Source organism: Streptomyces celluloflavus, assembly GCA_000720995.1.
Classification (GTDB): domain Bacteria; phylum Actinomycetota; class Actinomycetes; order Streptomycetales; family Streptomycetaceae; genus Streptomyces; species Streptomyces celluloflavus.
In genome coordinates this window covers 70000-90140 of record JOEL01000022.1, presented here as the reverse complement: position 1 = coordinate 90140, position 20141 = coordinate 70000, and the positions used below count along the sequence as shown (strand labels likewise).

At 68.6% G+C, this 20141-nt stretch carries 22 protein-coding genes and 3 pseudogenes; 10 read left to right on the top strand and 15 right to left on the bottom strand.

All coding sequences use genetic code 11. The features are described 5' to 3' along the window. Positions 1 to 36: 36 nt before the first annotated feature. Complete coding sequence (locus IH09_RS21270; protein WP_052858723.1) at positions 37 to 438, top strand: STAS domain-containing protein; 402 nt, start codon at positions 37 to 39, stop codon at positions 436 to 438. 1084 nt (positions 439 to 1522) lie between these two features. Here the strand turns inward: IH09_RS21270 and IH09_RS21265 are convergent. The 6 genes from IH09_RS21265 to IH09_RS37635 form a co-directional block, all read right to left on the bottom strand. Next, on the bottom strand, positions 1523 to 2326 hold the full coding sequence (locus IH09_RS21265) for a DAPG hydrolase family protein (RefSeq protein ID WP_052858720.1): 804 nt from the start codon (positions 2324 to 2326) through the stop codon (positions 1523 to 1525). Positions 2327 to 2328: 2 nt separating this feature from the next. Continuing rightward, positions 2329 to 2592, bottom strand: coding sequence for a DUF1427 family protein (locus IH09_RS21260; RefSeq protein ID WP_052858718.1), 264 nt, complete (start codon positions 2590 to 2592; stop codon positions 2329 to 2331). Next, positions 2589 to 2741: a DUF1427 family protein gene (locus IH09_RS37640; RefSeq protein WP_094790890.1), complete on the bottom strand. Its 153-nt coding sequence runs from the start codon at positions 2739 to 2741 to the stop codon at positions 2589 to 2591. Before IH09_RS37640 ends, IH09_RS21260 begins: the two co-directional genes overlap by 4 nt. A gap of 517 nt (positions 2742 to 3258) precedes the next feature. Continuing rightward, a complete protein-coding gene (locus tag IH09_RS21255) occupies positions 3259 to 3942 on the bottom strand; it encodes a DAPG hydrolase family protein (protein WP_052858716.1) in 684 nt (227 codons plus the stop codon). A gap of 8 nt (positions 3943 to 3950) precedes the next feature. Then, the gene (locus tag IH09_RS21250; RefSeq protein WP_052858713.1) at positions 3951 to 4241 is read right to left on the bottom strand and encodes a DUF1427 family protein; all 291 of its coding nucleotides are present in this window, start codon (positions 4239 to 4241) and stop codon (positions 3951 to 3953) included. Continuing rightward, positions 4238 to 4390, bottom strand: a complete 153-nt coding sequence (locus IH09_RS37635) for a DUF1427 family protein (RefSeq protein ID WP_094790893.1) — start codon at positions 4388 to 4390, stop codon at positions 4238 to 4240. Before IH09_RS37635 ends, IH09_RS21250 begins: the two co-directional genes overlap by 4 nt. A gap of 106 nt (positions 4391 to 4496) precedes the next feature. Here IH09_RS37635 and IH09_RS21245 point away from each other — a divergent pair, with 106 nt between their 5' ends. After that, positions 4497 to 5126, top strand: a complete 630-nt coding sequence (locus IH09_RS21245; RefSeq protein ID WP_190233362.1) for a TetR/AcrR family transcriptional regulator — start codon at positions 4497 to 4499, stop codon at positions 5124 to 5126. 104 nt (positions 5127 to 5230) lie between these two features. On the opposite strand, the pseudogene IH09_RS40050 reads toward IH09_RS21245, so the two are convergent. Continuing rightward, positions 5231 to 5373, bottom strand: a pseudogene (locus IH09_RS40050) (ribosome small subunit-dependent GTPase A); the annotation flags it as partial. 226 nt (positions 5374 to 5599) lie between these two features. Here IH09_RS40050 and IH09_RS39215 point away from each other — a divergent pair. Further along, a complete protein-coding gene (locus IH09_RS39215; RefSeq protein WP_052858709.1) occupies positions 5600 to 5854 on the top strand; it encodes a hypothetical protein in 255 nt (84 codons plus the stop codon). Beyond that, complete coding sequence (locus IH09_RS40045) at positions 5851 to 6027, top strand: hypothetical protein (RefSeq protein WP_240150499.1); 177 nt, start codon at positions 5851 to 5853, stop codon at positions 6025 to 6027. The genes IH09_RS39215 and IH09_RS40045 overlap by 4 nt, the downstream gene beginning before the upstream one ends. Positions 6028 to 6148: 121 nt before the next feature. Here the strand turns inward: IH09_RS40045 and IH09_RS21230 are convergent, their stop codons facing one another. Next, positions 6149 to 6490 carry a hypothetical protein gene (locus IH09_RS21230; protein ID WP_052858707.1) on the bottom strand — a complete coding sequence of 114 codons (342 nt, stop codon included), beginning with the start codon at positions 6488 to 6490 and terminating at the stop codon, positions 6149 to 6151. Positions 6491 to 6494: 4 nt separating this feature from the next. Between IH09_RS21230 and IH09_RS21225 the strand changes: the two genes are divergently transcribed. Beyond that, entirely contained in the window at positions 6495 to 6827 is a 333-nt protein-coding gene (locus IH09_RS21225; protein ID WP_190233361.1) for an NUDIX hydrolase, read from the top strand. 226 nt (positions 6828 to 7053) lie between these two features. On the opposite strand, the gene IH09_RS21220 is transcribed toward IH09_RS21225, so the two are convergent. The 4 genes from IH09_RS21220 to IH09_RS21210 all read right to left on the bottom strand — a co-directional run bounded on the left by IH09_RS21220 (position 7054) and on the right by IH09_RS21210 (position 8561). Continuing rightward, complete coding sequence (locus tag IH09_RS21220) at positions 7054 to 7269, bottom strand: alkylphosphonate utilization protein (protein ID WP_052858704.1); 216 nt, start codon at positions 7267 to 7269, stop codon at positions 7054 to 7056. 160 nt (positions 7270 to 7429) lie between these two features. Continuing rightward, positions 7430 to 7807: a 2-phosphosulfolactate phosphatase gene (locus tag IH09_RS40040; protein WP_240150508.1), complete on the bottom strand. Its 378-nt coding sequence runs from the start codon at positions 7805 to 7807 to the stop codon at positions 7430 to 7432. Further along, positions 7732 to 8193, bottom strand: coding sequence for a hypothetical protein (locus IH09_RS40035; RefSeq protein WP_240150498.1), 462 nt, complete (start codon positions 8191 to 8193; stop codon positions 7732 to 7734). Before IH09_RS40035 ends, IH09_RS40040 begins: the two co-directional genes overlap by 76 nt. Next, positions 8184 to 8561 carry an STAS domain-containing protein gene (locus IH09_RS21210; RefSeq protein ID WP_052858703.1) on the bottom strand — a complete coding sequence of 126 codons (378 nt, stop codon included), beginning with the start codon at positions 8559 to 8561 and terminating at the stop codon, positions 8184 to 8186. The genes IH09_RS40035 and IH09_RS21210 overlap by 10 nt, the downstream gene beginning before the upstream one ends. Positions 8562 to 8832: 271 nt before the next feature. On the opposite strand from IH09_RS21210, the gene IH09_RS21205 reads away from it, so the two are divergent. After that, a complete protein-coding gene (locus IH09_RS21205) occupies positions 8833 to 9195 on the top strand; it encodes an ArsR/SmtB family transcription factor (protein WP_052858775.1) in 363 nt (120 codons plus the stop codon). Between the two features lie 955 nt (positions 9196 to 10150). Further along, the gene (locus IH09_RS37615; RefSeq protein WP_110952473.1) at positions 10151 to 10645 is read left to right on the top strand and encodes an NUDIX hydrolase; all 495 of its coding nucleotides are present in this window, start codon (positions 10151 to 10153) and stop codon (positions 10643 to 10645) included. Between the two features lie 14 nt (positions 10646 to 10659). Here the strand turns inward: IH09_RS37615 and IH09_RS40860 are convergent. The 3 genes and pseudogenes from IH09_RS40860 to IH09_RS21185 form a co-directional block, all read right to left on the bottom strand. Then, positions 10660 to 10942 (bottom strand): annotated as a pseudogene (locus IH09_RS40860) (ISL3 family transposase); the annotation flags it as partial. Between the two features lie 369 nt (positions 10943 to 11311). Beyond that, entirely contained in the window at positions 11312 to 11536 is a 225-nt protein-coding gene (locus IH09_RS21190) for a hypothetical protein (RefSeq protein ID WP_052858698.1), read from the bottom strand. Positions 11537 to 11552: 16 nt separating this feature from the next. Beyond that, positions 11553 to 11840 (bottom strand): hypothetical protein, encoded by a 288-nt coding sequence (locus tag IH09_RS21185; protein ID WP_190233360.1) that lies wholly within the window; start codon positions 11838 to 11840, stop codon positions 11553 to 11555. Between the two features lie 839 nt (positions 11841 to 12679). Between IH09_RS21185 and IH09_RS37600 the strand changes: the two are divergent. The 3 genes and pseudogenes from IH09_RS37600 to IH09_RS21170 all read left to right on the top strand — a co-directional run. Then, positions 12680 to 13182: pseudogene (locus IH09_RS37600) on the top strand (Tn3 family transposase); the annotation flags it as partial. 378 nt (positions 13183 to 13560) lie between these two features. Next, positions 13561 to 17859 (top strand): DUF6603 domain-containing protein, encoded by a 4299-nt coding sequence (locus tag IH09_RS21175; RefSeq protein WP_052858694.1) that lies wholly within the window; start codon positions 13561 to 13563, stop codon positions 17857 to 17859. A gap of 4 nt (positions 17860 to 17863) precedes the next feature. Continuing rightward, positions 17864 to 20140, top strand: a complete 2277-nt coding sequence (locus IH09_RS21170; protein WP_052858692.1) for a hypothetical protein — start codon at positions 17864 to 17866, stop codon at positions 20138 to 20140. Position 20141 lies beyond the last annotated feature (1 nt).

Here is a 20141-nt window from a genome sequence, read left to right as displayed (position 1 = left end):
TCTCCTTGCCCCTGCACCGAGGAAGGCCCCACCGCCATGACACTCCAGTGGCGCTACACCACCCGCGACGGCCTGAGCGTCCTGTCGCTGGCCGGATCGCTCGGCGAGCAGGCCCTGGCCCGCTTCGGCGGCGCTGTCGGCTGGGCACTGGCCCGCGGCACCGGCCCCGTGGTTCTCGACCTGACCGCGCTGAGCGGCTGGTCGGCGGACGGCCAGCGGGCCATCGCCGACGCCGCCCGCCAACTGGCCACCCACCACCGCACCTTGGAGCTCGCCGCGATCCCCGCCGACGGCTCACTCGTCCCCGACGGGAGGTGTCCCCTCGTGCCGGTGCACCCGGACCTCGATGCCGCACTGGCCGCACACGGGGCACAGACGGACGGGACAGAGGCGCGCCAGGAATGGCGGACCACCGCCTGGCCCGGCGGCGCGTCGTAGGCGGGTGGACGAGATACTCGTGGTCGGTCACTGCGGAGAGTTGCCTCCAGAATCTCCTCGGCCGCCTTGCCAGTGCACTCCTTCGCGCAGCCGACCACGGGCAGCGCATGCTGCTGGGCCTCGGGGTACTGGCCTCGGGTCATCAATCGCGGTGCATACAACTCTGCGGGGTGGCGTGGGCAATCAATCATTCACTGCGAACGTAAAGCGTTGCGTCCTCCAGCGGTGGCGACAGGGGGTGCCGTTGCTCTGGAGTCCGAGCGACGAGCGTCGCCTCCTGATGGTTGGTCGTGATGGCGAGCGATCGGCCGTCTTGCCAGGGGCGGCCAGTACGTTCCGTAGCTGTGACGGGTACGAGCGTGACTGCCCAGATCGGCGGCAAGATCCGCCGTGCCCGGTTGGTTCGAGGCAATCTCGGTTTGCGTAGCAGGTCGGACACACGATCGTGGGGCCTTGTGCGGAAGCCCGATGGAGGTCTGCGTCCTGGACCTAGGGCCGCCGGGTCTACTTGTCGTACGAGCGAGATCGCGCGATGCCCGAGCAGATCTGGCACCCCATCAGCAAGCTGGAGTTCTTCGTCGACTACACCCGGCGCTGGGCGATCGACGTACGGGAGCACCTGGAGACACTGGAGGAGGCCCGCACCGAGCCGCACGTCCTTGCCGACAGTGAGGTAGCGCGTCTACATCAAGCAGGCCGACGACCTGGCCCTGCCCAAGGGGCAGCGGTCAAGTGGGGTGAGCTCCCGAACCTCAGCCCGTCCCGTCGGGTGAAGCTCACGACTCTGCATGAGCAACTCGCCGGGCTGCGGGAGCTCGGCAAGAAGGTGCTCGCGCTTGCCGACGAACCGGCGAGGAACACCATCGACACGGTGATGGCCGCTTCGGGCGCGGAGTTCGGCCTGGCGGTGTTGCCCGGGCAGCGGCCCAGCACGCCGTCCGGTCTGCGCCGGACCGGAGACCCGGGCTGGTGGAAATCGGACATGACGTCGGACGTGACGGGACCTCCCCCCGGGGCCTCCGGCCGACGGGTGAGGACGGCGGCACCCTTCGTCCGGCGGGCCGCCCGGACTGTCCCGGGCGACTCATCCCTGGTTGCCGAATTCCTGGTGGATGGACGCCAGGAAGGTGGACAGGTGGGTGAATTCGGTCTGGTCGTGCAAGAGCATCTCGTAGGCGAAGCCGAGCGCCTCGGCACGTTCCTCGTCGGTGCTGTAGGTCTTGCCGCGGTCGAAGATGTATCGGCTGCGCAGTTCGAAACCGTCGGCCGTGGTACGGACGAGGTGGAGCATGACGCCGTTGTTCATGCTGAGCTCGCCGCACGCGTGGGCGCTGACGTCGGACCGGGCGAAGCGGCTGGTGTCGAAGCCCAGTTCGGAAGGGTGGCGGAACTGGATGGTGAGCTCCGAGCGCATGGGGCCGATGTACTCGATGATGTCGTGCGTGTTGCCGATGTAGCGATCGATGTCAGCGACACCGGGGCGGGTGAGGACGTCCTGGTCGCGAGGGATGGCCTGCTGGTGGTTGTAGGGATACCACAGTGAGTAGCGCTCGGGCTCGACGGAATGCCACCAGAACCACCAGGTGAACATCTCCGGTGTGCAGCCGGGGAAGCGGGTGAGGCTGGTGACGTACGGGTGGCCGTCATCGGTCACGCAGAAGCCGGTCTCGACCTGGTGGTAGCCGGTGTCCAGCAGGGTGTTGAGGTCCTCGGGCGAGCTGGTGAGGGCCGCGTCGGAGGGCATGGCGCGCTGGATGAAGGGCATCACGTCGTCGTGAAGCCACAGGTCGCCGTTGAAATACTTGGCGTACGGCTTGCCCTTGATCCGTTCACTGTTGTGCCGGAACAGTTCCTGGGTGGCGACCGGGTAGTAGGTCACGGGAAGCATGACTATGCCCTTCTGCTCTTTCGGTCGTTGACGTGGCGTGCGGACTCGTCGCTGTCCGGAGCAGGGGCGCCGGACGAAGTGGCGGAGCGGCGGCGCAGCCGGGTGAGAAGCAGACGTCCTCCGGATTCGCCGATGACGATGCCGAGCAGTCCGACCAGCGCGATCCACGGCGGGGCCGGGGTGGGCACGCCCATGAGCCAGCACAGGAATCCGGCGAGGATGCCGGCACCGAGGGAGAGCGCGTAGCGGACGACGGCGCGGCTCATGCGAATGCTTCGAGAACGCCGAAGCCGATCAGCATGCCGGCCAGTCCGGTCAGGGCGACCGGAGGGGGCGCCGGGGAGTCCACCCTGATCAGCGCGTACATGATTCCGAGGCCGATTCCGGCGCCCAGCGCCTGGGCGTACGAGAGCACCCTTCACCTCCTGCGATCACGACGCCGTGCACCACCGGCGATGTGGAGGGACCGACCAGCCACAAAGGACAATTTGCGCCTGTTTTCCTACTCTTTGCGCCGATAGTCTCTTCCATGCCCGGTCCAGGCGCATGCCGGCACGGGTGACGGAGTGAAGGGGAGGGCATCTCCTACGAGGCTGCGGCCCCGATCGGATGCCTACGTGCGGGCCGACTCGCCATGTGCGTGCGGGTGGACGCCTGGCGGCTGACGCAGCCTTGCAGATGCTGTGCAGCCCTTGCGGGCCGTCGCCGGCCGGCGCTCGATGGGGGACGTGACACCGGTCGGCGATTCGTAAGGCGCGACAGGCAACATCGTCATGCAGCACCCGGCGATCCGCGACCTGTGGCCGCCGGACCGGTCGGCGACGTGCGGACAAGACCGAGAGCAACGGCGAACCTCCCGGAGACAGCGCATGTCGGACTGTCTCCGGGAGAGATCACCAGGGCCCGGGGTGGGCACCAGGGTCCGGGTCAGGTCACCAGGGTTCGGGGACCGGGATGGTGTCGCGGTGCTCGCCCACGTAGAGGGAGGGCAGGAACCGCGACAGGAAGGTGAACTCGTTGTAGCAGTGCCGCAGCACTTCGCGACCGAACTCGTCCGTGAAGGTCTCGGCCATCTGCTGCGGCGTCAGCTTGCCGACGAGGTCCACGCCGAAGTAGAAGTTGCTGCGCAGAGCGCTGCCCCAAGGCGTGTCGCGGCACAGGTGCATGAGCCGGTTACCCAGGACCCGCCCGTCCTCGTCGCGTTCGGCATCGAAGCCGTTGCCGATGCGGCCGCAGACCGCGCCGGTGATCCGGCCCTCGCTGCGCGCCTGCCGGTAGGCAGCGGGGGTGAAGAACTCCTCCGGGTCACGGAACTGGACGGCGACCTGCTGTGCGGGCAGATTCCCGAAGCGCTCCTCGGCGAGGTGAATCGAGCCGGGCAGCTCTCCCTCGACTCCTTCAACCCAATTGCTGGCGACGTGGTCGATCGGGTGCCACCAGATGTACTGCTGGGTGAGGGGACGGGAGCGGAACCACCACTCGAACATCTCGCCGCTGACGCCGTGCAGGTCGGTACGGCAGGCGATATGGAGGACCCCGTCCGCATCACGTTCGAAACCGGTCTCCAGCGGTAGCGGGGTCGGGTCGAGCAGGGCGTCAAGGCCGGTGAAAGGCATTTCTGTTCTCACTTTCCGTGTGTCATCGCGGGGTCAGGTGCGGCGGCCGGTGCAGCCGGCGTCCCGCGGCCCGCGTGGTCAGGACCGGGGTGGAGCTCTGGCCGGGTGCGTGCAGAGCGCATCCGCGTCAGCAGACCGCGCACCCCGCTCTCGCCCGCCACGATGGCGAGCAGGCCGAGCAGCGCCGGCCACGGCGGGGCCGGTGAGCGCACGCCCATGAGCCAATACAGCAGTCCGGCGGCGATGCCCGCGCCCAGGGACAGGGCGTAGCGCCCGGCTGTCGCGCGGATGCCGGTCATGTCAGGGCTCCCGGGATTCCGTAGCCGATCAGCATTCCCGCCAGCCCGGTCAGAGCGATCAACGGTGGAGCGGGTGAGCGCACGCGCAGCAGCGCGTACATCGCGCCGACGACAAGACCGGCTCCGGCGATAGCGATGTAGGTGAGCACCGCGACCTCCTGGTTCGAGCAGGTGGCGCTGTCATGGCCACCGTCTGGTTCGACCGTAACATGAATATGAATGCATATTCACTTCTGCTTGTGTGAGGATGGCCTCATGACCACGCGCCCCGGCCCTCCCCGGCAAAAACGCAGCCAAGCGGCGATGGAACGGATCCTGGAAGCCGCTCAGCAGCTGATCGCGGAGGAAGGCATCGCCGGATTCACCCTCACCGCGGTGGCCGCGCGCGCCGGCGTGGCCGTGGGCACCGTCTACCAGCGCTTCGCCAACAAGGAGGACCTGCTCGTCTCGGCCCAGCAGCGCTGGCTCGACGAGGTCGTCCGGACCCAGCGGGAGCAGTTCCTGCCCGCCGCGGCGCAGCAGCCGGACTTTTTCCGGGCCGTCTCCCTGTATGCGGAACAACTGGCCGCCCTGTTCCGGGGCCACGCCTGCCTCGTCCGCGAGTTCGTCGTGTACGCGGCCGCCATCCCCGCACTGCGGGAAGCCGCTCAGCAGCGACTCGACCAGCTGGCGCAGGAGCGGTGTGATGTCTTCATGGCGCTTCCCGACCGGCCTCCGCACATCACACGCGGCCACATCCTGCTCGTCCTGCGCGCCGTGCAGTCCCTCCTGGAGTGGCGCGTCGCCACCTCGCCCGACGTGGCGGAGGCAATCGCCATGCCATGGGACACGTTGGCCGACGACATCCCGAAACTGGTCACCGCCTACCTCGGCCACGACACCTGATCACCGGCCGAGGCCCCGGCCGGTGGCCGGCGGACCGTGCCCGGGACGGCCGACCGATGCACGGTGACCGGGACGACCGGCGGCCGGCTGCCCGATGCGCGGGTCTACCGCAGGCACCCCCGCTTCGCCTCCATCGGGGCCTTGCCCTCCGCCCCCTGCGCTTCCACTCCCGCCAGATCTTGGACCGTAGCCGTGCGTCGGTCTCGGCGACGATGCGCTGGTTCTCCCGCATCAGCTTGCGGTAGTTGGGGGCCGGTAGAAACGGACAGAACGGCACGGGACCGTCCGAGTGTCGTCGCGTGGGCGCTGTGGTTCTCGGACCACACCAGGAACCCGATCGACTCCGGCAGGTCCTCCGCGTCGAAGGCGCACACCGGCAGCTCCTCGCCCGTCGTACGGGCCGGCCACGTCATCCGGTCGTCACGAAGAACTGCTCGGCGCCCCGCACGGCCGACTGCATCAGGAACGGATCGGTGAAACCCGCGGACCTGCACGGCTCCCGAGCCGCGCTGACCGCGGACCACGTTCTCGTCGGCCCACCGGAGCAGGTCATCGCCACAGTCCGGCGGGCCGCTGGACCGGTCATGGTCCGCGAGGTCGGCGAGGTGGCGGGGGTGGACATCAGCGCGCGGGCCAAGTTGGACCCGCTACACAGCAAGCTGGTCAGACTCGTCGATCGCCGCTGGGGTCCCGGTGGCGGATCCTGCCGCCGGGGAAGATCGCGGTGATCGTTCTGGCTGTGCTGCGTCACGATCAGCGTCTGGCCGATGTGGCCGGCGGCAACGCGGTGTCCGAGTCCACCGTCCGCCGCTGGCGCGACGAGCTGATCGGATTGCTCGTCGCCCAGGAACCGCGTGGACCGCCCGCGCCACCCAACTCCTGTGCGGCCTGCTCGTCCTGACGAACCTCGAAGTTCCGCTGACGGATGATCTCCTCCGTGGACTCCCGCCCACGACCAGCACGAGTATCCCGAGGATCGATCACACCAGCAGTCTGACCTGGGACTTCAAGGTGGCGAAGGCTCACTCACCCGTCTCCTCAACGAGGGCACCGGAGACGTTGCGCCCGCACTCTTGCCCCTGGTCACGGCCCTGCTGGAGATGGATCGGCCCAGAAGCCGACTTATCCGGCTCCGCAACCCCGACGTCGTCCGTCTCCTTCAGGGCCTGGCCAACGGCGACATCCCGCTCACCCACGAAAGGCTCCACCAGCGGACACCCTGGCGAACGGTCGCCCACCTGCGCGACCTGCTGATGGACAGTGGCGTCCTTCCGCGCGTCGACCGTCAACTCATGCTCTTCCAGCGCTGGTTCAGGGAACGACTCGCCACCATCGAAGACTCCGAGCGCCGTCGGCTTCTGCACCGCTTTGCCACAAGGACTGAAAGAAGCGGTCCTTCGAGAGGTCGCCGAGGAGACCGGTCTGCTGGCAGCCACCGTGGCCCGGAAAATCGCCCTGGAGGACAAGCCCCATCCCGACACGGGTCAGCCACAACGAACCAGCTTCTTCTTCCTCCAGGCATCAGCAGACACCTCCGATGCGTGGGACCACCAGGTCAACGGTGACGGAGACGACGCCGGCCTCACCTTCGCCGGCCGGCTCCTCCCCCTTCCCCTGGAGCAACCACTGGCCGACGATCAGGACGCATGGCTGGGCCACATCGATCCGCGCTGGACCACCGTGACCGTCTGCAGTCAGTAATCAGTAATCAGTAGCCGGACTCATCCGCTGCATACGCGACATCTCAACATACGCGCCTACCAGTCCCACCCCTCTTGTCGAGGCGCTGTGCACCTGGCGGTGGCGGGCGGCCCGCAGGCCGCCCGCCGCGGCGACGCGCGCCTTACGCCTCACCAGGACCCTTCACCGCGCGCCGATGTGGTGCACCGGCTGCCGTTCGTCCTCTGGCTGTTCGCGGCGGGGTCGGTCACGCCTTCTTCAGGAATGCGGTCTTCAGCACCAGGCCCTTGACCTTTTTCGTGTTGCATTCGATCTCGTCGGGCTTGCCGGTAAGGCGGATGTTCTTCACCAGGGTTCCGCGCTTCAGCGTCTCGGAGGTGCCCTTCACCTTCAGGTCCTTGATCAGCGTCACGGAATCTCCGTCCGCCAGCACGGTGCCGTTGCTGTCTTTGGTGTCGCTCATTCCACTTCCTTGATTCATTCGTGTTGGTTCATTCGTGCCGGTCGAATCCCGACGCGAAAGACTGTTCCCGTGCCTGCGCGGGCTCTTGCGTACGCAGGCACTCAGGTTTTCGGTGGCCGGGCCTGGGATGCCGACTGCCTGGCCCCGGCCGGGTGGGCGGTCAGCGTGTTGCGGTGAAGGCGCCGCCGCTGAGCAAGTGCACGACGCGGGAGGTGTCGCGCTCGGCGGCGATAGCGATGCCCTGCGCGAAGCCGGCGGCGGCCAGTCCCCTGCCGGATGAGGAATCCGTGACGGCCTGGGCGACGTCGCGGACTTCCTCGAAGCAGACGCGTGCGGCAGCGGCTTCGGCGGACAGCGGCCGGGCGTCGTGCCAGTGCAGTTCGGAGATGATGGCGTCGGCGCCGAGAAGATCCTCCACCGCCGGGCGCAGGGTGCCGCCGGGCCAGAATTCGCCCGTAGCGATCACGGCGATCGGGCGCTCTGGGGATCCGTAGCCATAGCGGGCGAGCCAGTAGGCGACGACGGTGGCGTTGCGCAGGCACCAGGCGATGACCGGCAGAGCGGCGCCGCCGCCGCGATGGCGGATCCGCCTGGTGAGGGCAGGACAAGGCGGGGTGCGGGCGGCGCTTCGCGCAAGGCTGCGGGGGAAAGCGACCAGGGAGTCTCCTGGGTCACCTCATGGCGCTCGATGGCCAGGCGCGCATCCTTCTGCTCGGTGAAGAGGGCCGCGCTGTCGCCGGGCCGGGGGTGGGGGGTGACGCGTGTGCCTTTCTCGACGGCAACGGTGACCGCTGCGGAGAACGAGAGCACGTCGACCACCACCAGGCAGGCGGCATCGGCGGCGAGGTGGGTGGCCCCTGCGGCGCCCCACTCGAAGCGCACCCCGCTGTCCGCCTGCGAGAAGGCATCACCCTTCACGAGCACCCGTCCGATGTCTTGGGCTGTTCGCCGGGCCGGGCCGCCAGAGCAGACATGGCCGCCTCACGGTCGGCATAGCAGGCCGGCGGGAGGGAGGTGGCGGTGATGAGGGAGGTGGGAAGCTCGCCGATGCCGCACAGTGCGAGGGGCTGCCGGGCGGGGCCCAGGCGCCGCACGGCGTCCATGACCGTGGCTTCACCCTCGGCGCTCCAGGAGAACAGCCTGGTCAGGTCCACCAAGATCGGTCCGGTGCCGTGCCCCAGCAGCCAGCTGACGGCGCCGGTGAAGCGGGCGAGGCTCTCGCCGCCGAGGTGCCCGGTCAGCGTCACGACGGTGACACCGCGTTCGGTGGCGTACTGCCAGTCCAGACTCATGCCGGTACCTGACCTTTGGTGGGTGGCGTGTCGGACCGGGAGCCGGAGCGCGGTCGCGGCGCGGCGGCGGAGCCGCGCAGGGGTGTGATCCGCACAAATCTCCCTCCTTCGGACGTGACGAGTTGCTAATGTTAGCAATTAGGAAGGTCATCACCTTGGATGTGCTGGGTGAGGATGGCCGCATGGCAGACAGAATGGGGCGGATGCGATGCGCGCGGAATCGGCGGACACGGCCGTCGGGGACCGGGCCCGGCAGAGGGAGGCCGGCGAGGTGAGCGCGCCGCTGTATCAGCTCAAGGCGGAGTTCTTCAAGACGCTCGGGCACCCGGTGCGGATCCGGGTGCTGGAACTGCTGAGCGAGCGGGAGCACGCGGTGGCGGAGATGCTGCCGCAGGTGGGCATCGAGCCGGCTCACCTGTCCCAGCAGCTCGCGGTGTTGCGGCGCGCGAATTTGGTCGTGACCCGCAAGGAGGGGTCGACCGTCTATTACTCGTTGACCAGCCCTGAGGTAGCCCAGCTGCTGAGCGTGGCGCGGGCGATTCTCTCCAAGGTGCTGGCCGAGCAGGCCGAGCTGCTGGCGGACCTGCGGGCCAGCACGCCGCAGGGGAAGCCGCCGGGCCGCGCACCGTCGTAGGGCCGCTGTACGGCGGCTGCCTTTCGCCGGGATCCTGCGCTCTGGTCAACGGCGGGAGGCGGCCGCATCCCGCATCGTGCGCTACCGAGTTCGCTGACGCGTAGGAGCCCGTGATGAGTCTGCTGCGCAAGATCCGTGAGACTGAAGAATCGCCGAGCCTCCTGCGCCGCGCCCGCAGGCCGATCCCCCTGCGGGCGCGGCCGAGTTGGGCGGCTCGGCACAGGTGCGGTGCGTGGATGCGGGGTCCTGCAACGGCTGCGAGATCGAGATCGCGGCGGCGTTCGGCCCGGTGTATGACGCGGAGCGTTACGGGGCCCGGATGGTGGCATCGGCGCGGCACGCGGATGTGGCTTTGGTGACCATCTCACCAACGGCCCGCACCCCGGCCTCCACACCACCTGGCCAACACTCCCCCAGCCGCGAACCCGCCCCCCGCCTCCGGCGTCGGCATCGTCGAAGGCTGGCGCGGCACCATCACCACCCGCCTCGAAACCGCCGCCGACCACACTCTGACCCGCGTGAAACCCGTCGCCCCCTCCTTCTTCAACTGACCCGCACTACCCCTCGCCTTCACCGACACCATCGTCCCCGAATTCCCCCTGACCAATGAAAACTTCAACCTCTCCTACGCCGGCAACGACCTCTAACCCAACTTCTCGGACCAGCCAGCAACCGGAGACGGCATCGGGGCCCATGCAGACAACCCGCTCCGGGCAGATGTCGACCCAAGGAACCAACAGGCTCTGGTATCCGTGCAATTGGCTTGTGGCTTTGCTCATGAGTTCGACAGCACTTGATCGCGGGTCTGGGAGGCAGCACCTACGCACTCGGGCGGATCAAAGGGTTCACGAGTTTCGGTTCTGGCTCAACTTCCATGGTCGGTGACGGTGAGCTACTGGGCGTGGGCTGACTCTTCGATCGCACCGGACTTGTCGCGGGCAGCTAGCGTGTCCGAATGCCGTCTGTGAACCTGCGTCATTCAGTCCGCGCGATCATCCTCGACGAAGACGAGCGCATTCTTCTCTGCCGGTTCGCTGTTCCAGAGCCCGCAGGAACGGTGGTGTGGGCAGCTCCCGGCGGAGGGATCGAGCCGGACGAGACACCGCTTGCCGCGCTGCGTCGCGAACTGCTGGAAGAGGTCGGTCTTGCCGTCATCACCGATCCGCCGCACGTCTGGCACCAGAAGGTCGTGGCCCCTGGACATGCCGCGGGCTACGACGGCGTCATCAACGACTACTTCCTCGTACGCACTGCCACATTCACACCGGGCAGGACGTTGTCCGACGACCAGCTTGCCGCAGAGAACATCAGCGGCCTGAAGTGGTGGCACCTGTGTGAGATCGCGTCCTACTCCGGTGCCGACCTGTTTTCACCGCGCGATCTCGCGACTCCTTTGAGGGCACTGCTCACCTCCGGTGTTCCATCCCAGCCGGTCCGGCTCGGCCTATGAAACAGATATTCCCGTCATGGTGCGAGTAGGACTCGTCTCCGCAGGAGGGCGGAGACTGCCCGGCCGAACATCTGGCGCTTTGAGCATCTTGATCCGGTTGACATGGCGTTCGACGGCTCCGGAGTTCCAGTGCAGGGTGAGTCCGGCGATGACGGCGTTGCGGTCTCGGCCGATGCCGGCGGCCAGAGTGTGGAAGCTGGGCAGGTCGTCCTGCCGGACGGCGTCGAGCCAGTCCGGCAGACGCTCACCTTCGCGGCCGGTGAGCACGGTCGCGAAGGACCGGACGTGGCGGGTGAGGAGCTGCGTACCCGCTACGAGATACGTGCATTCCTCCACCAGGGACTTCTCGAACTCGCCTGCTCCATCATCGGCTTGAGACGACTGCGCACCACATTCCGAATCGACCAGTAAGTCACGATTCAACCCCGGGATGGGGCCGCAATGAGTCCTCAGGCCGCGCTGTGAGCGCGTTGACCGGCCGTCGTCCGTGTCCCGCGCGTGTGGAGCAGCTGACAACCCAACTCGCGAAGACCAATCCCACAAGGCCATCCCTACACTTCGCGCATTGAAACACTGCGTCCCGCCACCTAAAGAGCGGCGGGACGCAAGATCAGCGCCCTTTCCCAACAGTGTTACCGGGTCGGGGGCTGTTCATCCTTTCACGCACTATGTGGCGATGAGCAGCACGCCCTCCGACCCCTCTGACACGCGGAGACTACTGAGCAGCTGGGACAGGGGAAGGTCGGTGAATTCCCCGGGCACGTCTGCCTCGGCCACGGTCTGGCCGTCTCCGGGGAGAGGCCGGCAGGCGACACCGCCGGTCGGATTCTCTTCGATTTCCGCGAGCGCGACGATACTGCCGTCCCGCTCGTAGGCTACGTGGACGCGCATCAGCGCCAGCCTTTCATTAGTCGACCTGGATTGAGTTGAAGATAAAGTCGGCCGCACCCGCCGTCACCTGCACCGTCACGTCCCACGAATGCGAAATCCCGTCGGACCGGTCGAGATTGAACGCAGACTTGTGCTCGGAGACTTCGATACGGGTGCCATTGTCACTGAAATTGACGAGGGCGACTTCGAACCGGTTGAAGGTGTTCGCCTGCACGACCGGCTGGTCGGGGTACCACAAGTTCCAGAAGGCGGGCTTACCCGCTTGCTGACTTGCTCTGGGCCCTGAGCGGTGTGTGACTGCCATGAAGAGGAGCATCCCATTTCCGCGGTGGCAGGGAAATCTCCTTCAGTCGAAACGGTGAAACCTATTCCGATCTGACAAATGGCGTCCGAAAGCGCCGCTCGGCATAACGTCCGAAGGCCCCGGCGGCGCCGCCGGGGCCTTCGCCGTATGCGCAGTGCGCCCGGTGGCGGGACTGCAAGCGGCAGCCCAGGGTGGAGAAAGTGACACGTGGAGGACCGCCACACGCCCGGCAGGTTCCGCTGCCCCCGGTACGGGACTAACTCCGTACCGGCACAACGTCCTCGAACCGCACCGCCATCGGGTCCGCCAAAGGGCGTCGCAACTCCGACCCGTCAAGGGCCACGTACACCACCTCGAACCCAGTCGTCGGCGGCTCAGAGGAACCGCCCGGCCTCCAACGCATGCACCGCGTCCGACCAACCCCACCACTCACCGTAAGTCAACTCTTCGATCCGCGAGATCCCCCACAAAGTGAAGCTTCAATCCGGAGCCTATGACATCACTGGGCACCCGATTTCCCGCCGAAGAACCCTCGGAAAACCGAACCCAAGGAAGACCTTCCTTTAAGGGAGTTGTCACCAGGGGCAAGAGAGTCAGCGCGACGTTCAGGCCGCCGGTCGGTGTTCGGCGTTCGGCGTTCGGCGTTCGGTGTTCGGTGTTCGATATTCGGAGGAGAAGATCTCCCGTACTTCGCGGATTGTGCAGCAGACCAGTGGGTAGCCGGCCCCCGGGTCGGCCCACCACCAGCCGAGGACAGTGTTGAGGAGGAGGCCGAGGAGGACGGCGGCGGCCAGCAGCCCGTCGATCAGCGTGACGCGGCCCTCCGTTGTGAGGACCGGGACCTGCTGCGGATGTTCGGCCGCGCGGGCAAGCCGGCCCCGTTGGGGCAGGCGTTCGCCGAATGCGGGCGCATCGCCAAGACCCTGCACCTGCTCCAGGTCGTCGACCCGGTCGATGACACCTACCGGCGGCAGATGGGCAAGCAGCTCAGCGTCCGGGAGCCCCGCCACACCCTTGCCCGGGACATCTGCCACGGCAAGCACGGCACGATCCACCTGGCATACCGGGATGGCATGGAAGATCAACTCGGGTCGTTCGGGCTGGTTTTGAACGCAGTTGCGCTCTGGACGACGAAGTACTCGACGCCGCGGTCGCCCAGCTGCGTGCCGAGGGCCACGAGATCAGCGATGAGGATGTCACCCGCCTCTCCCCGTTGAAGTTCAAGAGCCTCAACGTCCTGGGCCGCTACAGCTTCGCCCCCTCCACCTCGCGCCGGAACCTGCGCCCGCTGCGCGACCCGGCCACCGCCGAGCTCGATGACGATGACGACGGGGACGAGTGAAAGCCCCGGATGCCATATCGGCCCCGGCGCCGTCCCACAGGGAAAGGCAGCGCCAGGGCCGACAGTTCGATCACCGTAGCCGGATTTCCCACCGGTCCTGGGAGAGTTTGTACAGCTCAGCGAAGATAGGCCCCTGCCGGTCATGCGGGGAGAATCGCAGCTCTCATAGAGGGACCCGCTCGGCCGTCGACCCGGTGGACGCGCGTGATATCTCGCGCTACAGACCGCCAACGACGCTTTTGCGCCATGCTGGGAGATTGGCGCCCTCTCATCGAAAGAGCGGCGCTAGGTTCCAGGATCGCACGGTCATCTTTCGATCACACTCCATCACTCCACGGTGATCCCTGCTATCTGCCATGACAAGGGATTGATGCAGTCATGCCGCTTTCCGTCAGCGATCTTCGCAAGGCCCTGGAGATCGCCCAGGGCGAGGGCTCATTCCAGGTCGGGCCGGTCGACCTCGGCATCCCGGACGTCCTCGATCTCTTCCGGCGCTTCCTTCCGGACGGTGTGATCGACCTCGTCAGCGACGTCGCCGCGGACGTGGAACGGCTGTCCGTGGCCGGCACGATCCGGCTGGCCTCGCGGGTGACCTCCGCAGCCACCGTGTGCTTCCTGCCGGACGAAGCGTGGGCGTACGTTGCCGGAGTGCGGGTGGACGTTCGGCTACCCGAGGGCGAGGGGCTGCCGGACGAGGTGAAGGAGATCCCGGCCGCTCTGGAACGCGTCGGGCTCGGCGCACTGCATGTGGTGTTCGGGGCCGAGCCGAAAGCCGGCGGCGGGGCGCAGGGCCGGCTCGGGTTCGGGGTGGACCTGAACTTCCCGGACTCCGGGGCCGATCCGAAGCCCTACGTGTGGGGATACGTGCCGCTGGGCTCGGGCCGGCAGTGGTTCGTCACCGGCACGTTCCCTGACGTGCCGCTGGAGAGCCTGGACGACCTGCTGGACTTCGCGAACCTGCGGCCCGGTGACTTCCAGCTGCCGCCGGATGTGCCCGGTGCCGTCGCGCTCGCCTTGACCGGGCTGGCAATCGCGTTCGTACCGCGGCAGACCGCGCGGTACTCGCGTGGGCAAGCCGTGGAGTACGACTGGCTGGACGCGAGCATGACGGTCTCGCTCGGGACCGAGTGGGATGCGATCCCCGGCGTGCTGAGGATCGAGGACCTGGCTGCGCAGTTCCAGGTCGAGAATCCGCTGAGCGGGTCCCCGGTGCTGGTGGTCGGTGTCGGTGGGCGGGTGCGGCTGGGGGCCGACGTGCTCGTGGAGGTGCACGTCGGCTACCCGGGCAAGGCTCTGAGCGGGACGCTCACCGAGCCTTTCCCGCTGGCCGCGCTGACCGCCTCGCTGCCGCCGGGGATGGGTGTCCCCGCCGACGCGATGGTCAGCGCGCTGACAGTTGAAGGCGACCTGAACCCGTCGCCGGCCCGCGGCTACAGCTTTTCCGCCACGTTGCGGAACGCCTGGCGCGTCGGCGGTGACCGGATCGAGCTGACCGGTGTGACGCTGACCGTCTCGAACTTCGGCGGCGAGACCGCGGGCGAGGTGAGCGCGCAGTGGCGGATCGGCGATACGGGAACACTGGACGTCACCGGAGCCTGGACGGGCGTCGGCTGGTCGTTCCAGGCTCAGGGATCCGGCATCCGGCCCGCGGACGTGTTCGCCGCAGTGGGGATCGCCCCACCGGCGTTCGTCGCGGACCTGGCCATCGAAGAGCTGCTCGTCGAGTTCGATGACCAGGCGAACGTCACCGTGGTGCTGCACAGCACCGTCGTCCTGGGCGAGAAGAGTGCGGCACTGGAGCTGCGGATCGCCTTGAGCAGCGGCGAGACGGCCGTCTCCGGGACGCTGGAGCTGACGCTGCCGACCCGGACGATGAGCTTCACCGTGCAGGCTGCGCGGGACGAGGCCGGGAAGTGGCTGGCGGCGCGGTGGGACGCCGGCAACGAGCCGGTCGAGGGCCTGGACCTGCTGTCGGCACTGGGGCTCAGCGGCCCGGCCGGCACTCCGGCCGCGCTGCTGCCCCGGCTGGACTCCCTGACGCTGTGGTACGAGCCCGGTGCCCGGCGAGCGGCACTCGCGGCGGCGGCCGGATTCACGTCGTGGGCGTTCGCGTCGGTGGACCGTGCGTTCGGCGTGGCGGCCCGGTTGGGGCTCCGCGCCGCGGCCACGCAGCTGCCGATGGTCGGGGACCTGATCCCGGCGGACCGCGACGTGGCGATGGAAGGCGTCGGATTCGCACTCACCTCGGCGGGCTGGGACGGAGCAGTCGCCGTAGCGGCGAACCAACTGCTGGCGGAAGTGGGCGAGTTCAGCGCGGCGGCATACGGGCGGGTCGACACGGTGGCGTTCCCGACCGGCCTGGAAGCCCCGGTCCCGGTGGCCCCGGACGGCGTAGTTTCCGCCGTGATGCCCGCTTTCCCTGAGCAAGCCCCCATCGCAGGGCTCTGCTTGACCCTTGCCTATACCTTCGGCGGGGACGAGCAGCCGCCCCTGGTCCTGGAGATCTGGAACCGCCGGGGCGGCGGCAACCTCCCCGCCCGACGGACCCAGTCGTTCGACGCCGGCCGCGACCTCGATCTCGCCATCGGCCCACTGCGCCTGAAGCGGATCGCCGTCGGCTACACCGATCAGCGTGTTTTCCTCGCCTTCGACGCGACCCTCCGGGTCGGCCCGGTCGAGTTCGCCTTGCTGGGCCTGGGCATCGCCGTCGACGCCGACTTCGCCGCGCCCGAGGCCCGGCCGGTGCTGTCCGGAGCGGCCCTGCGCATGGACAAGCCACCGCTCAGCATCGCCGGCGCGTTCGAGAACCGGCCCGACCCCGGCTTTGCCGTGCTGCTCGGTGGCTCGGCCGCGGTCGAGGGGACGTTCTTCGCCATGGCTGCGCTGGGCACCTACGCCCGCAGCCGTGACGGCTGGTCCTCGGTCTTCCTGTTCGGCGAGGCCGGCGGTGTCGGCGACGTGGCCCTGTTCGGACCGCCGGCGTTCACCGTCACCGGGCTGTCCGGCGGCTTCGGTGTCAACAGTGACGTGCGGCTGCCGGCGGTCGACGAGGTCGGAGAGTTCCCGCTCGTCCGACGCCTGACCGGCTCCGGGTCGCCGTCGCCGCAGGAGATCCTGGAGCTGCTGATGGGCCCGGATGCGTGGGTGCGGCCGGTGTCCGGCAGCTACTGGGGCGCGGTCGGCGTCCAGTTCACCTCGTTCAAGTTCATCCAGTCCCGTGCCCTGGCCGTGGTCGCGTTCGGCAACGAGCTGGCCGTGATGCTGCTGGGCCGCACCACGGTGACGTTCCCCAAGAACGCCCGGCCAGGCCGCAAGGTCCAGGCCCGGCTCAACATCGACCTCCGGCTCGGCTACGAGGGCCGCGAGGGTCTGCTGTCGATGGATATCGCCGTCGCCGACGGCTCGTTCCTCTTCCACGAGTCCGCGCGTCTGACCGGCGGCATCGCCGTCTACGTCTGGACCGGCGGTCCGAGCCGGGGTGATTTCGCCATCACCGCCGGCGGGTACCACCCTTCCTACAAGGTCCCCGCGCACTATCCGCAGCCGGCCCGCATGGGCTTCATCTGGTCGCCGGACAACAACATCCGTGTCAGTTCTCAGGTGTACACCGCGCTCACCCCGAATGCGATCATGGCCGGTGGCCGCTTGGAGGCCCGCTATGAGAAGGGCTTGCTGTCCGCCTGGTTCACCGCGTATGTCGACGCCCTGATCCAGTGGAACCCCTTCTACCTGGAAGTGAACGTCGGCGTCCGCATCGGCGTCGCCTTCACGATCAAGGTCTGGTTCGTGAAGGTCCGGGTCTCCATCGAAGTGGGCGTGGGCATCGACCTGTGGACCCCGCCGCTGGGCGGCCGGGCCGGCGTCAAGGTCTGGTTCGTCAGCTTCAGCTTCGGGTTCGGAGCCTCCCGGCCCGCGCTGCCGCCGCAGGACTGGCGGGAGTTCCGCCAACAGCTGCCCGATCCGCTGGCCATCACCCCGCTCGCCGGGCTGCTGCCGGACCTCGACCCCGCCGAGCTCGCGGCCCGCACCACCGCGCACGCGCCGACCGCCATCACCGCCGCCGGGTTCATCGTGGAGACCACCTCGGCGCTGCCCGCGTCGCAGACCTACGTCAACAACGTCTCGTTCGGTGAAGACGGCGAAACCGTCGACATCCGCCCCATGGGAAAGCGGGACCTGACCTCCGAACACCGGGTCACCATCAAACGCAACGACAGCGAGTTCTCCTGGCAGCAGTACGGCTGGACGATCACCCAGATCAGGCGTGACGTGCCGAGTGCGCTGTGGGGCGCGCCGGGCGAGCCGGGCTTGGACGAGGGCCTGCTCCCCGGCCACCTCGTCGGCCTGCGCATCGAGGTCCCCGATCCCTCGGCCGGGGACGAGATCGGGCCGATCAGCACCGAGGCGCTCGGCGTGGAGGCGCTGCCGGAAGGCCGGATGCCGCTGCGCGAGGCGGCCCCCACCGGGCCGGTCCCCGCCGCCGACCCGGCCAGCCCGCGTCTGATCGCCGACACCCTGGCCACGAGCGGCGTGACGGCCAGACGGACAGCCGTCCACGACGCGTTGGGGCGCTGGGGTTACGCGCAGGCCGACGGCGCGCTCGACACGTACGCGGCCCGCGCGCAGACCACCCTGACCGACGCACCGCTGGTGCTCCCGACGACGATGGCGAGCTGACACCGTGGCCACCCGACCCTTCACCGCCGGCACCCGCGCCTCACAAGAGCTGCTGGACGTCACCTTCATCGACCACATGAGCCCGGCCGCGACCGCCGGGAAGTACACGATCGAGGTCGAACACACCCTCATGGAGGGCACGACCCCGGTCGACAGCAGCGATCCGCTGCCCCACGCCACCGAAGAGTTCGAGATCCGCGCGCCGCAGTTCATGCTCGATGGCGCGACCGTGCAGGCGGTCTATCCGGCGCGCGGTGCGGACGGCGACTTCGGGCTCGTGCTGCCGCACATCACCCTCACCCGCGCGTACCTGCCGTGGGAGCGGGAGCCGAAGTGGTCACGGGCGGAGCGGCGCGCGCCGTGGCTGGCGTTGATGCTGTTCAGGGCCGGGGAACTGCCCGACGACCCCGAGGGCTTGGCCCTGACGACGGAGCGGACGGTGGAGGAACTGCTCGCCGAGGACGATGAGACGGTGCTCGGTCCGGCGCTGACCGGTCTCGACGAGCCCGCGCCGGCGGGCAACTGCCGGACCATCGACGTCCCGGCGCCGGTGTTCACGGCCGTTGCGCCGCACAGGCAAGAGCTCTACTACCTGGCGCACGTCCGCGACGTCGACGAGCCGAAGCTGATGGCGGACGGCGAGATCCTGATCAAGGGAACATTCAGCGTGGTCACCGCCAACCGGTTCCCGCGCGGCGAAGGCGACTACGCGGTCCATCTGGTGTCGTTGGAGGGCTTCGACAAGCATCTGGACGGCGAGCTGCCGCCAAAGGTCGAACGTGTCCGGCTGGTGTCACTGTGGTCGTGGTCGTTCCGGAACGATCCGGCGGCGGCGTTCGACGCGCCCGGGATCCTGGCGAACCTCGTGGCGCCGGGCAACACCGATGCGGAGAACCTGGCACTGCGGATGCCGCGTCCGGCGAACGCCCCCGGCTCGCCGAGCGCGGCGGAGGCGTACGCGCTGGAGCGGCTGCACCTGGGGTACGTGCCGGTGCCGCACCGGCCGATCACCGGCGAGCACACCTACGCGTGGTATCGCGGGCCCTTCACGCCGTTGACGGCGCAGGAGATCCCGGCGTTGGACACCTCCAGCGCGCACACCACCGCCGACTTCGCTCTCGTCTACGACCGTACCTATGGCGTCTTCGACGTCTCCTATGCCGCCGCCTGGACGCTCGGCCGGACCGTGGCGCTGGCCGACCCGTCCTACGGGAAGGAGGTGACGCGGGCGCGGCGGGAGCTGGCGAACACGGCGGTGCGGATGATGGCCGTGGCGAACGACCCGGTGCGCTCCGCGGTCGACGTCTCGTCGGCCGACGGGACCCGGTTCGGTCTCAGTGCCCTGGCCCGCCTGGCCGCGAACCGCGGCGGCCGGACGCTGACCGACGCGCTCGGCGCGCCGCAGCTTCCACAGGAGGCGGTGCCCGGGCCCGTTCCGCTCGCCCGGCTGAGCCGGGCCGACGCCCGCGCCTCGCTCGACGACGACTCCCGGGCCGCGGCACTGCTGTCGGTCGCGAGCCACCGGGCCGGGGCACTGGCCGACCGGCTCACCGAACTCAGGACCCTGCGCTCGGTGCCGTTCTCCTCTCTGATGCCGGACTTCCGGATGCTGCCCGAGGAGTCGCTGCGCCTGTTCCGCGTCGACCCGGTGTGGCTCGACGCGCTGCTGGCCGGGGCTCGCGACGTGGCCGTGCACACCTCCCTCGACCAGCGCTGCGACCGGTCTCTGCGGACCGCGACGCGGTCCGGGGACCGCTCCGGCTACCCGGTGGCCGGGCTGCTGATGCGCTCGGACCTGGTGCCCGCGTGGCCGGACATGATCGTCGTCGCCAAGAAGGGGACGCGGGAGCTGACGGAGATCCGGCGTGAGCCGGTGGCCTCGGACATTCTGCTGTGCCTGTATGACGACGTCCCTGACCACGTGCTCATCCGCGAACCGAGTGAGGGCATCCACTTCGGCATCGACACCGACTCCGCCGGACGCGAGGTGATCGGACTCCGACAGCTCAGGGCCGGCCAAGACCCGCCGCTGGGCGCCACGTTGCCCGGCGAGTATCCCCCCACCGGCTCGGACACGGTGTTCTCCGAGTATCTCCGCCCGCCGCAGGAAGGCGGCATCGCTGACGTCCTCCGCCTCGAAGGAGACGATGGCTTGATCAAGCCGCTCGCGCAGGCGCACTCGCTGTCCGACCTGCATCCGGCACAGCTCGCCGTGCAACTCGTCAACGCGCCGCTGGAGCAGCTGCTGATGCCCGGCAGCACTCGTGAAGGAGGCCGCTGAG

What these genes read in the sequence shown, in the direction of transcription:
- IH09_RS21270 (WP_052858723.1), top strand. Translation starts at nt 37, where the DNA reads ATGACACTCCAGTGGCGCTACACCACCCGCGACGGCCTGAGCGTCCTG.
- IH09_RS21265 (WP_052858720.1), bottom strand. Translation starts at nt 2,326, where the DNA reads ATGCTTCCCGTGACCTACTACCCGGTCGCCACCCAGGAACTGTTCCGG.
- IH09_RS21260 (WP_052858718.1), bottom strand. Translation starts at nt 2,592, where the DNA reads ATGAGCCGCGCCGTCGTCCGCTACGCGCTCTCCCTCGGTGCCGGCATC.
- IH09_RS21255 (WP_052858716.1), bottom strand. Translation starts at nt 3,942, where the DNA reads ATGCCTTTCACCGGCCTTGACGCCCTGCTCGACCCGACCCCGCTACCG.
- IH09_RS21250 (WP_052858713.1), bottom strand. Translation starts at nt 4,241, where the DNA reads ATGACCGGCATCCGCGCGACAGCCGGGCGCTACGCCCTGTCCCTGGGC.
- IH09_RS21245 (WP_190233362.1), top strand. Translation starts at nt 4,497, where the DNA reads ATGACCACGCGCCCCGGCCCTCCCCGGCAAAAACGCAGCCAAGCGGCG.
- IH09_RS21220 (WP_052858704.1), bottom strand. Translation starts at nt 7,269, where the DNA reads ATGAGCGACACCAAAGACAGCAACGGCACCGTGCTGGCGGACGGAGAT.
- IH09_RS21210 (WP_052858703.1), bottom strand. Translation starts at nt 8,561, where the DNA reads ATGAGTCTGGACTGGCAGTACGCCACCGAACGCGGTGTCACCGTCGTG.
- IH09_RS37615 (WP_110952473.1), top strand. Translation starts at nt 10,151, where the DNA reads ATGCCGTCTGTGAACCTGCGTCATTCAGTCCGCGCGATCATCCTCGAC.
- IH09_RS21190 (WP_052858698.1), bottom strand. Translation starts at nt 11,536, where the DNA reads ATGCGCGTCCACGTAGCCTACGAGCGGGACGGCAGTATCGTCGCGCTC.
- IH09_RS21185 (WP_190233360.1), bottom strand. Translation starts at nt 11,840, where the DNA reads ATGGCAGTCACACACCGCTCAGGGCCCAGAGCAAGTCAGCAAGCGGGT.
- IH09_RS21175 (WP_052858694.1), top strand. Translation starts at nt 13,561, where the DNA reads ATGCCGCTTTCCGTCAGCGATCTTCGCAAGGCCCTGGAGATCGCCCAG.